Annotated in this window: 10 protein-coding genes; 6 read left to right on the top strand and 4 right to left on the bottom strand. The window is 63.7% G+C overall.

Features of this window, described 5'->3' with window-relative positions; genetic code table 11:
* The first annotated feature begins 4 nt into the window (after nt 1–4).
* From I5M_RS03385 to I5M_RS03360, 6 genes are all read left to right on the top strand, one after another.
* On the top strand, nt 5–505 hold the full coding sequence (locus I5M_RS03385; protein WP_031335219.1) for an Lrp/AsnC family transcriptional regulator: 501 nt from the start codon (nt 5–7) through the stop codon (nt 503–505).
* A 245-nt stretch (nt 506–750) separates the two neighbouring features.
* Nucleotides 751–1,824: a methyl-accepting chemotaxis protein gene (locus I5M_RS03380; RefSeq protein ID WP_022720112.1), complete on the top strand. Its 1,074-nt coding sequence runs from the start codon at nt 751–753 to the stop codon at nt 1,822–1,824.
* A 191-nt stretch (nt 1,825–2,015) separates the two neighbouring features.
* Nucleotides 2,016–3,716: a circadian clock protein KaiC gene (gene kaiC / locus I5M_RS03375; protein WP_022720111.1), complete on the top strand. Its 1,701-nt coding sequence runs from the start codon at nt 2,016–2,018 to the stop codon at nt 3,714–3,716.
* Nucleotide 3,717: 1 nt separating this feature from the next.
* Nucleotides 3,718–3,996: a circadian clock KaiB family protein gene (locus I5M_RS03370; RefSeq protein WP_022720110.1), complete on the top strand. Its 279-nt coding sequence runs from the start codon at nt 3,718–3,720 to the stop codon at nt 3,994–3,996.
* Nucleotides 3,997–3,998: 2 nt separating this feature from the next.
* Nucleotides 3,999–5,462 (top strand): sensor histidine kinase, encoded by a 1,464-nt coding sequence (locus I5M_RS03365; RefSeq protein WP_022720109.1) that lies wholly within the window; start codon nt 3,999–4,001, stop codon nt 5,460–5,462.
* Between the two features lie 181 nt (nt 5,463–5,643).
* Nucleotides 5,644–5,841 (top strand): hypothetical protein, encoded by a 198-nt coding sequence (locus I5M_RS03360; RefSeq protein ID WP_022720108.1) that lies wholly within the window; start codon nt 5,644–5,646, stop codon nt 5,839–5,841.
* 36 nt (nt 5,842–5,877) lie between these two features.
* Here I5M_RS03360 and I5M_RS03355 read toward each other — a convergent pair whose 3' ends face one another.
* The 4 genes from I5M_RS03355 to I5M_RS03340 all read right to left on the bottom strand — a co-directional run bounded on the left by I5M_RS03355 (nt 5,878) and on the right by I5M_RS03340 (nt 10,374).
* The gene (locus tag I5M_RS03355) at nt 5,878–6,072 is read right to left on the bottom strand and encodes a hypothetical protein (protein ID WP_022720107.1); all 195 of its coding nucleotides are present in this window, start codon (nt 6,070–6,072) and stop codon (nt 5,878–5,880) included.
* Nucleotides 6,073–6,161: 89 nt separating this feature from the next.
* Nucleotides 6,162–7,361, bottom strand: a complete 1,200-nt coding sequence (locus I5M_RS03350) for a cupin domain-containing protein (protein ID WP_022720106.1) — start codon at nt 7,359–7,361, stop codon at nt 6,162–6,164.
* A gap of 91 nt (nt 7,362–7,452) precedes the next feature.
* Nucleotides 7,453–8,784 (bottom strand): chromate efflux transporter, encoded by a 1,332-nt coding sequence (chrA, locus tag I5M_RS03345; RefSeq protein ID WP_022720105.1) that lies wholly within the window; start codon nt 8,782–8,784, stop codon nt 7,453–7,455.
* A 363-nt stretch (nt 8,785–9,147) separates the two neighbouring features.
* On the bottom strand, nt 9,148–10,374 hold the full coding sequence (locus tag I5M_RS03340; RefSeq protein ID WP_022720104.1) for an ABC transporter substrate-binding protein: 1,227 nt from the start codon (nt 10,372–10,374) through the stop codon (nt 9,148–9,150).
* Nucleotides 10,375–10,602: the final 228 nt, after the last annotated feature.

Raw genomic sequence — 10,602 nt, 5'->3', positions numbered from 1 at the left:
CGATATCGAAGTCCCCGTCGCCGAGCCCAGCCGCCGGCTGGACGCCATCGACCGCAAGATTCTCACGGTTCTCCAACAAGATGCCTCGCTCTCGGTGGCCGAAATCGGCGACCGCGTCGGGCTGTCCTCGACGCCTTGCTGGAAGCGGATCCAGCGGCTGGAGGCCGACGGCATCATCACCCGCCGGGTTGCGCTGGTCGATCAGGACAAGATCGGGCTTGGCCTGTCGGTGTTCGTTTCGATCGAGAGCGGCGATCATTCCGAGGCCTGGCTGAAGACCTTCGCGAATTCGGTCGCCGCCATGCCGGAAGTGATCGAGTTCTATCGGATGGCTGGCGACGTCGATTACATGCTGCGCGTCGTCGTTGCCGACATGCGCGCCTACGATCAGTTCTATAAGAAACTGATCGGCAGCGTGCCGCTGAAGAACGTCACTTCGCGCTTTGCGATGGAAAAGATCAAGTCGGTGACCGCGCTGCCGGTGCCCCCGCTGGTCGCGGCCTGATCGGGTTAGTCTCTTTTTGCTCAAGTTGGGAGCCCGTGCCGGAGCAGCGTGATCGATCGCATCTGCGTACTACGGTAATGTACGAGGTATCGGGCTGGCGATCTATTTGGTCCGCAGTTAGTTATGGGTCGATATGCCCAAACTGACGGCATTTTCTCGCAATTATTACCGTTCGATGGTTTAGGCTGTATTAGGACAAATCGACGAAAGTTCCTGCACAACTAACAAGGCGGGAAACGACAACGATGCGACCGGCGGCTGTTCCACGAGAGGGCATTCAGGACGAGACCGAAGCCAAATCGGACGTCTCGGCGCTGGTGGCGCGGTTGACCGCCGAGGTGAACGACATCGCCTGCGGCAAGACCAAGGCGATCCAGACCATCACCGGACAGATGAAGATTCTGGCGCTCAACGCTCTGATCGAGAGCGCCCGCGCCGGAAAGCATGGCGCCGGCTTTGCCATCGTGGCTCAGGAGGTACGCAATGTCGGCGCGCAGATCGAGGCGATCGCCCGCGAACTCGAAACCCAGCTCACCCATCGCACCGGCGAACTGATCACTTCGATCGGCGAGATGGCGTCGCGCAGCCACGGCGACCGTCTGGTCGATCTGGCGCTCAACGCGGTCGAACTGATCGATCGGAACCTCTACGAGCGCACCTGCGACGTGCGCTGGTGGGCGACCGACTCGGCCGTGGTCGATTGCGCCAACAGCCCCACGCCCGCGTTGGCGCAGCATGCCTCCAAGCGGTTCGGCGTCATCCTGTCCGCCTACACGGTGTATCTCGACATCTGGCTGTGCGGTTTCGACGGCAAGGTCCTGGCGAGCGGCCGGCCCGATCGTTACCCGGTCGCCGGCCAGAACGTCTCCGGCTGTTCGTGGTTTCGCGATGCGCTGCGGCTGCGTTCGGGCGACGATTACGTCGCTGGCGACATTGAGCGCACGCCGCTGCTCGACAATGCCCAGGTCGCGACCTATTGCGCCAGCGTGCGTGCCAATGGCGCTTCGCACGGCGCGCCGCTCGGTGTCCTGGCCATCCACTTCGACTGGGAGGCGCAGGCCAAGGCCATCGTCGAAGGCGTGCGGGTCGATTCCAGCGAGACCGACCGGGTTATGCTGCTGGACTCGTCGTTCCGGGTCATCGCCGCGTCGGACGGCCGCGGCATTCTGCAGGAGCGCTATCCGCTCAAGCTTGCCGGCGGGCACAGCGGTAGCTATCGCGACGCTGCGGGCGCGTTGGTCGGCTTCCATCTGACGCCCGGTTACGAGACGTATCGCGGTCTCGGCTGGTACGGAGTCATCGCCAGCAAGACCAGCTAAACCACATATCATTTGAGACACGTGTACCGCGCGTTGGCCGGTGTCCCAATCGCCGTCAGCTACATTTTTGCCGCGAAACTCTATGGGTCGCATTTGGTTCCCGAGTAGTTTGAAAGATATTTCCCTCGGCCTCCTACTAGTCAGCCTGTTCCGGCTCCCCTACAAAACAAAAGAAGAACTCCGGAACACGAATGACTGACGGCATCGCTAAATCTCTCACGGGCATTGAAGGCTTCGACGATCTCACTCGCGGCGGCCTTCCAGCTGGACGTCCTTCGCTGATCTGCGGTTCGGCGGGCTGCGGCAAGACCCTGTTCGCCTCCACCTTCCTGATCAATGGCGCGCGGATGTACGGCGAACGCGGCGTGTTCGTGACGTTCGAGGAGCGCGCGGTCGACATCGTCGACAATGTCGCGTCGCTCGGTTTCGATCTGCAAGGACTGATCGATCGGGAACAGGTGCTGATCGAGCACATCGCCATCGACCCGACCGAAGTCGCCGAGGTCGGCGACTACGATCTCGAGGCCCTTTTCCTGCGGCTGGAGTTCGCCGTCGACCAGATCGGCGCCAAACGCATCGTGCTCGACACCATCGAAAGCCTGTTTTCGGCTTTCCAGAATCCAGCCGTGCTGCGCGCCGAAATCCGCCGGCTGTTCGACTGGCTGAAGCAGAAGGGCCTCACCGCCGTCATCACCGGCGAGCGCGGCGACGGCACGCTGACCCGGCAGGGGCTGGAAGAATACGTTTCCGACTGCGTCATCCTGCTCGACCACCGCGCCGACAACCAGATCTCGACGCGGCGGATGCGGATTGTCAAATATCGCGGCACCGCGCACGGCACCAACGAATATCCGTTTCTGATCGACGAGGACGGCTTCAGCGTTCTGCCTGTGTCCTCGCTCGGGCTCGGCCACCACGTCACCAACGAGCGCATTTCGTCGGGCGTGCCGGATCTTGATGCGATGCTGACCGGCGGCGGCTTCTATCGCGGCACCAGCCTGCTCATCAGCGGCGTTGCCGGCTCGGGAAAGAGTTCGCTGTCCTGCATGATGGCGGACGTCGCCTGTCGGGCCGGCGAGAAGGCGCTGTATCTGTCGTTCGAAGAATCCGAGGCGCAGACCGTGCGCAACATGCGCTCGATCGGCACCGATCTCGGTCGTTGGCTCGCCAGCGGCCAGTTGCGCTACATCGCCGCACGGCCCACGTTCTACTCGCTGGAAATGCATCTTGCTGTGATGCTGCGCGAAGTCGCGCGCTTCCAGCCGCAGCTTGTGGTGCTGGATCCGATCTCGGCGTTTCTCGGCACCGGCCAGCTCGCCGAGGTGCAGTCGATGCTGCTGCGCGTGGTCGATTCTCTCAAATCCAAGGGCATCACCGGCGTGTTCACTCACCTCGCCCATATCCAGGATGCACAGACCGAAGCCGGTCTGTCGTCGCTGATGGACGCCTGGGTGTTGCTGCTCAATCGCGAAATGAACGGCGAGTTCAATCGCGAGCTTTATCTGCTGAAGGCGCGTGGCATTTCGCATTCCAATCAGGTGCGGGAATTCGTGATGTCGAATTCCGGCATCCATTTGCTGGAGCCGTATCTGGGCGAAGGCGGAGCGCTGACCGGTTCGGCGCGGCGCGTAGAGGAGGCCAAGGCGCGGCGCGCCGAGTCCACCCGCAAGGCGGAGGTCGCCCGGCTGCAGGAACAGATCGTGCAGCGTCGACGCCGCGCCCATGCGCAGATCGAGGCGCTGCAAACCGAGATCGAGGCCGACGAAGCCGAACTGCAGCGCATGGTGCAGGCCGAAGACGTCTTCCGAAAACAGACAGCGATGGACGCCGAGACAATCGCACGGAGCCGGGGCCTCGGTGCCGCTTCGGACGGCGCGCAGCAGGACAAGTGAGATGGCCGACCCGATCAAACTCGTGCTCTATGTCGCCGGCGAGACGCCGAAGTCGCTCGCTGCGATCCGCAATCTGGAGCGGATCTGCGCCGAGCACCTCGCCGGCAAGTACAAGGTCGAAGTGATCGACCTGAAGAAGCAGCCGCAGCTCGCGCGCGAGCACGGCATCGTGGCGATCCCGACGCTGGTGAAGGAACTGCCGGTGCCGATCCGCAAGATCATCGGCGATCTGTCCGACACGCCGAAAGTGCTGGTGCATCTGGCGGTCGAGGGTTCGTAGCCATGAGCTCGGTCGCGGCGCTGAGCCGGGCGGAGCTTGAAGCCCGCCTCGAAGAGGCCGAGGACACGCTACGCGCCATTCGCGACGGTGAGATCGATGCGCTTGTCGTCAAAGGCCGTGACGCCGAGCAGGTGTTCACGCTCGAAGGCGGCGGCCAATCCTATCGCACCTTTATGGAAGCGATGGACGTCGGCGCTGCGGCGTTCGATCAGGACGGGCAATTGCTCTACGCCAATCAGGCGCTGTGCGCGTTGCTCGGTGAAAGCTCGACGTCGCTGACGGGGGCGGCATTGATAGGGCTTCTCGATGCCGTCAATCAGGCGACCTTCCGCCGGCTGCTGACTCAAGCGCTGCACGAGCGTCGCTCGGCGGAGATTCATCTGCGGGCCGGCGGCGCGGATCGCAGTATCCTGCTCACCGGCACGCCGCTGGAATTCGGCGTCGTCCGTGGCGTGGCCATCACTTTCACCGACATGTCCGAACGCGAGCAGGCGGCGGCGGCGCACGAGTCCGAGCGTCTGGCGCGCGCCATCCTGGCGTCGGCCAACGAGGCGGTGATCGTCTGCGACCGCGCCGGGCGTGTCACTCATCTCAACGGCGCGGCGCTGCGCATCTGCTCGGAATCACCGATCGGCAAAAGCTTCGCGGATGCGGTCGAACTCACCTTCGCCGAGGCCTCCGATCTGATGAGCGGCGACGACATCGTCACGTTGGCAACCAGCGGCATGCCTGTTCAGGGTCTCGAGGCGGCTGTGCGCTCGTCGTCCGCTGTAACGGACGTGCTGATCAGTGCTGCGCCGCTGATGGTCTCGGGCGAACGCACCCAAGGCTGCGTGGTCACGCTGATCAACCTGTCGCATCGCAAGGCGGCCGAGCGGCACCAGGCGCTGCTGATGGGCGAACTCGATCACCGGGTGAAAAACACGCTCACCATGGTGATGGCGATCTGCGCCCGCACTGCGGCGCACGAGCGCAATATCGAGGATTTTCAGAAGGCCTTCTCCGGCCGCATCCAGGCGCTGGCGGCGACGCACACGCTGCTGTCCAACGCCTCGTGGCAGAACCTGAAGATCGGCGACGTGCTCGGCGCCGAGCTGGCGCCGTACGCGACGCAATCGAGTGGGCGCATTACCACCGAAGGGCTCGATGTCGCGGTCGATCCCAAGACCGCGGTATCGCTCGGACTGGTGTTCCACGAGCTCACCACCAATGCGGTGAAATACGGCGCGCTGTCGGTGCCGGGCGGAAAGATTTCGGTACGCCGGCTCGGCACGGCCGACGGTGGCGCCTTGCTGATCGAGTGGCAGGAGCGCGAGGGACCGCTGGTGACGTCGCCGTCGTCGTCCGGCTTCGGCCAGACTCTGATTTCGCGCAGCCTCGGCAGCGGCGGCGCCACGCTGGAGTTTCTGCCGACCGGGGTGGTCTGCAAGATCTCGATCCCACGCTATGGCAACCTGCAGGCGTAGTCTGCTGCAGGCCTGAGCTGCGCGATCCGCGCTTGTGGGCAGGGGCCGCAAGCGCGCACACGAAACCATCGACGACATTCGGCGCGGGCGGCCTTGCCATTTGGAGACCTGAAATTTGCGCCGCGCCGGAACGCATGTTCGGCGGCGGCGTCAATCAGGCTCGACGAGAGCGAAGCTTACGATGAAGACCAGTGACGTCACCTGTCCGCAATGCGGCGCGGGCTTTCAGCGCCTGGAATTGCAGAGTCTGCCGGGCACATCCGGCGAATACAGGTGCCCGGTATGCGACGACCTGTTGGAGCGGTTCGACGGCCACAACCGGGTCGCCTACCGCCTGACCATCGAGTCGGCCGGGCCGGAGCGCTACGCGTCGGCTTGACCTGGGTCGAGGCCAAAGCGCTCGACCAGGCTGGTGTCAGGCCGACCAACGGTCGCATTCTTCCTTATAGGCGTGCTCGTTGAGACGCTCGGCGATTTCTTCGGCGAGCTTCTCGTTTTTGGCCTCGGCGATGTTCTCGCCGTCTTGCGTCTTGAGCTTGCCGTGCTCGGTCTCGATCGGGAAATCATCCGGATCGAGGGTGGTCTCCTGCTTGTCGCCGTTTTCCGACATAGCGGCCTCCCTTTGGTTCCCCCTACAACGCGCCAACCGGGCGACGGTTGCTCGATTTCGGCTCAATTGATGGCAGGACCAAGCGACGGTCAGACCACCGGCTGCTTGTCCTTGTCCAACCCGTCGAGGACGGTGCGGTCGATGTTGAGATGTGCCGCCACCAATTCGTGCGGCGTCAGCGCCAGCCACTGCGTCAGCGACACGTCCATATAGCGGCGCGCCTTGAACAGCTCGAGATAGCGCAGCGGCTCAGAGCCGATGTTCTCGATGAAATGGCTGGCCGACATCGGCACGAAGCCGACGTCGCCGGCCTGATAGTCGAACGTACGCGCCCGGCCTTCGGCATTGAACACGCTCATCCGCCCCTGGCCGGAGACGTAGAACTGCCATTCGTCCGAGTTGGGATGCCAATGCACTTCGCGCAGATGCCCAGGGTTGATCTCGACCAGCGCTGCGGCGACCTCGGTCGAGATCGGGAAGTTGCTCGTGTCGGCGATCCGTACCCAGCCGCCCGGCGAAGTCTGCGCCGGCGCCTGCATCAACCTGAACACCATGTCCTGCGGCACGCCGCCTTGCGGGTTCGGCACCGTATCCTGCTCAAGCGGCGGCGGCAGTTCGGCCCGAAAAATGAAGCGTTCTTCCTTCGGAATGCCGCTCAGCGCCTTGGCGTCGATCGACAAGTTCTTGGCCAGCACCGCCGGATCGGTGTGGGCGAACAGATCGGCGAGCCCGAAGGTCGAGTCCTCCGAGAAGGCGCCATCTGGAAACGCCAGAAGGAATTCACAGCCGTCGTCGCCGAGGCCCTGGATCGAATGCGGAATGCCGCCGGGGAAGTACCAGAGGTCGCCGGCGCCGACATCGGCAATGAAGTTGTGGCCGTCGTTGTCGACCGCCGTGATGCGGGCGCGGCCGGCGATCATGAAGGCCCATTCGGCCGGCTTGTGCCAATGCAGTTCGCGAACGCCGCCGGCCTTCAGCCGCATGTTGACGCCCGCCATGGTCTTGGAGACCGGCAGTTCGCGTTCGGTCACCTCGCGCGACCAGCCGCCTTCGCGCATTTTGACGTGCGCATCGGCGAACGAGAACCGCAGATTGGGCATCGAGCCGTGATCGGTCTCCGGCGGTCTCAGAATGTCCGGGTTCTCAGCTTCACGCGGCGCATTGCGCGGTCCCAGGATGGTGCCGCCTTTGTCGCCCTTGATCGGCGCATCGTTGGTTTGCGCCGCGGCCGTGGTGACGCCGAGCGCTGCCGCGGCGGTGAGAAGAGTTCGTCGATCGATAAATTGCATGTTGCTGCTCGCGCGCCGGAATGGCGTCGGGCGAACGGAGTGCAAGTGGGTTCGTTCCTTGGCGGCGCGATGTCGTCCAGCCCGACTCAGCTCAGGTGACCACGTTCAGCAATAGTCCCGCCGCCGCGCATGCCGCCAGCGTTTGCAGCATGCCGGCCTTGAAGCGGAAGATGGCGAGCGCAGCCGCGGCCGCCAGCAACAAGGCGGCGGGGTTCACGCTCGACAGCACCGGCCATTCGAACGACAGGCCGAAGCCACTCACCGGGATGGTGGCGTGAAACAGCGTGTGGATGGCGAACCAAATCGCCAGGTTCAAGATCACGCCGACCACGGCCGCAGTGATCGCCGTCAATGCGCCGGCCAGCACCTTGTTGCCACGCATGCGCTCGATGAACGGCGCGCCGAGGAAGATCCAGAGGAAGCAAGGCGTGAACGTCACCCAGGTAGCGAGCAGTCCGCCGAGCGCGCCGGCCAACATCGGTGGTAGTGTGCCGGGCGCGCGATACGCAGCCATGAAGCCCACGAACTGCAGCACCATGATCAGCGGCCCCGGCGTCGTCTCGGCCATGCCGAGGCCGTCGAGCATTTCGTGCGGTGCGAGCCAGTGATAGGTCTCGACCGCTTGCTGCGCCACATAAGCCAGCACGGCGTAGGCGCCGCCGAAAGTCACCATCGCCATCTTGCTGAAGAACACGGCGATCAGGCTGAACACGCTGGTGTCGCCTAGCCAAACGAGGAGCACGGCGACCGGTAGCAGCCACAGCGCCAGCCATACGATCGCGACACGCAACGTCGAGGCGACACTCGGCCGGGCGTGCGGCGGCAACTCGTCGCCGACCAGGCTGTCGACCAATGCGTCCGATTTTGCAGAGCCGTGGCCACCGCCGGCCGCGAAGGTGCGTAGCTGCAACGCGCCGCCGACACCGCCGATCAACCCGGCTGCGACCACGATGATCGGAAACGGCACGTCGAAAAAGTAGATCGCTACGAATGCCAGCAGCGCCATGCCTTGCAGGATGCGGTTCTTCAGCGCCCGCCCGCCGATGCGCACCACCGCCTGCAGCACGATCGCCAGCACCGCCGCCTTCAGGCCGAAGAACAACGCCGCCACGGCGCTCACCGCGCCGAATGCTGCGTAGATGATGCTCAGCGCCATGATGGCGATGACGCCGGGCAGGATGAACAGGCCGCCCGCCATGATGCCGCCCGGCGTGCGATGCATCAGCCAGCCGATATAGGTGGCGAGCTGCTGCGCTTCGGGTCCGGGCAGCAGCATGCAGTAGTTGAGCGCGTGGAGGAACCGCTCCTCCGAGACCCAGCGTTTCTCCTCGACCAGGACGCGATGCATTACGGCAATCTGACCTGCAGGGCCGCCAAAGCTCAGCGCGGCGACGCGCAGCCACACCGCGAAAGCTTCCCGCATCGTCGGGAAGCCGGGCTGCGGTGGCGACCGCGTGGCGATGAAAATATCGGGGCTGAGGTCTGAAGCAGGCATGATGCGTCCTCCAATACAACAGGACGCGATTCTTGGGCATGCCGCCTGATGGGGAGATCGCTATCCCCGCCGGCATTCCAGCCGACGGGCAGATACTTGTCAACGTGAGCCGGATTAGCCGTGAAGAGCTTTAGAGCGCTGATCGATTGCAGCCATCACCTGTGTTGAGTCGTCATCCTGAGGTGCGCGCGCAGCGCGCCTCGAAGGATGCGGCCAAGGTGCTTGTGGCCCATCCTTCGAGGCGAGCCCTTCGAGCTCGCACCTCAGGATGACGGGAGTCGTGTGGCAGCTTCAGTCCGCCTTGTAGTCGTCGGTCACCACCGGCCCGAACAGCACCCAGCGCTGGCCGTCGAACTTCATCATCTGGAATTGCTTGTTGATGCGCCAGTCGTCCGCCGTCGTCGTCACCGACATGCCGGGCAGCGCCAGGTCGGGCACGTAGTTGGTGATCGAGGTCGCCTGCTTCATGATGTTGGCGCGGGTCAGTTCGTCACCGCACGCCTGCAGGATGCGCACCAGCATGGCGGCGGTCGAATAGCCGTAGGTGGCGTAGCCGCTGTTGGCGTCGTCGTTCGGTGCCCATTTGGCCATGAAGGCCTTGTAGCGCTTCATGCCCTCGTCATTGGCCCATTGCGGATCGAGCGGGTCCTTGCCGTAATTCACCGAGATGATGTCCTTGGCGTTCTCGGCGCCCGCAGGGATGAGCACCTGACCGACCGCCGTGGCGTTGACCTCCAGGATATGCACCGGCTTCCAGCCGAGCTCGGCGGCCTTGCGGATCGACTGCGCGGCGAATTTCGGCGTCGACATGTTGTAGAACAGATCGGCACCCGAAGCCTTCAACGTCACCATCTGCGAGTCGACCGTCGGATCGGCGAGTTCGTACGACGCTTCGGCGACGATCATGCTCGCCGCCTTGCTGCCGAGGCCTTCCTTGAGGCCCTTGACGTAGTCTTTGCCGAGATCGTCGTTCTGATACAGGATCGCGATCTTGGCGTTGGGGTGATTGGCCAGGATGTACTTGGCATAGATGTGCGCTTCCGACTGGTAGCTCGGATTGGCGCTGATCGTCCACGGATAATTCTTCGGGTCGGTGAAGCGCGTTGCGCCGCTACCGGCCAAGAGCTGGGGCACCTTCTTGGCGTTCAGATATTTCTGCACAGCGGCGTTGGGCGGCGTGCCGATGATCTGGAAGGTGGTCAGCACCTCGTCACTTTCCACCAGCTTGCGCACCTGCTCGACTGTCTTGGGCGGCGAGTAGGCGTCGTCGTACTGGATCAGGTTGATCTTGCGGCCGCCCACGCCGCCCTGCTCGTTGATCATCCGGATATAGGCGGCCTCGACCTTGGCGATGTTGCCGAAGGCGGACGCAGGGCCGCTCATCGGCATGGTCTGGCCGACCTTGATTTCGGTGTCGCTGGCGCCCGGATCGTATTTCTTCTCGGCAAACGACGGCGTGGCGAGCGTGGTGGCGAGCAGCAGCGCGACGGCGGCTGCCGTCGTCCGGGACAAAGTCATGGCGTTTCCTCCGAACCGGTCGCTGATCCCCGCCGGCTGTTGATTGCCGCTAGCTTCGGTCTGAAATCCGGATAGGTCAAGTTCATTCATTTAGTGCTAAATGAATTTGTTGCGTCGTCTTGACCGGGCGTGGGCTGGAAACGCATCAGCGACAGCGCGTGCAGATGATCGGGGCTACCGGTCAGCAGGATGATTGTCTTGAGCATCTGCGATCCGTCCGGATTTTAG

It is taken from the genome of Rhodopseudomonas sp. B29, from assembly GCF_000333455.1.
Taxonomy (GTDB): domain Bacteria; phylum Pseudomonadota; class Alphaproteobacteria; order Rhizobiales; family Xanthobacteraceae; genus Rhodopseudomonas.
This window is presented reverse-complemented; position numbering and strand designations above follow the sequence as displayed.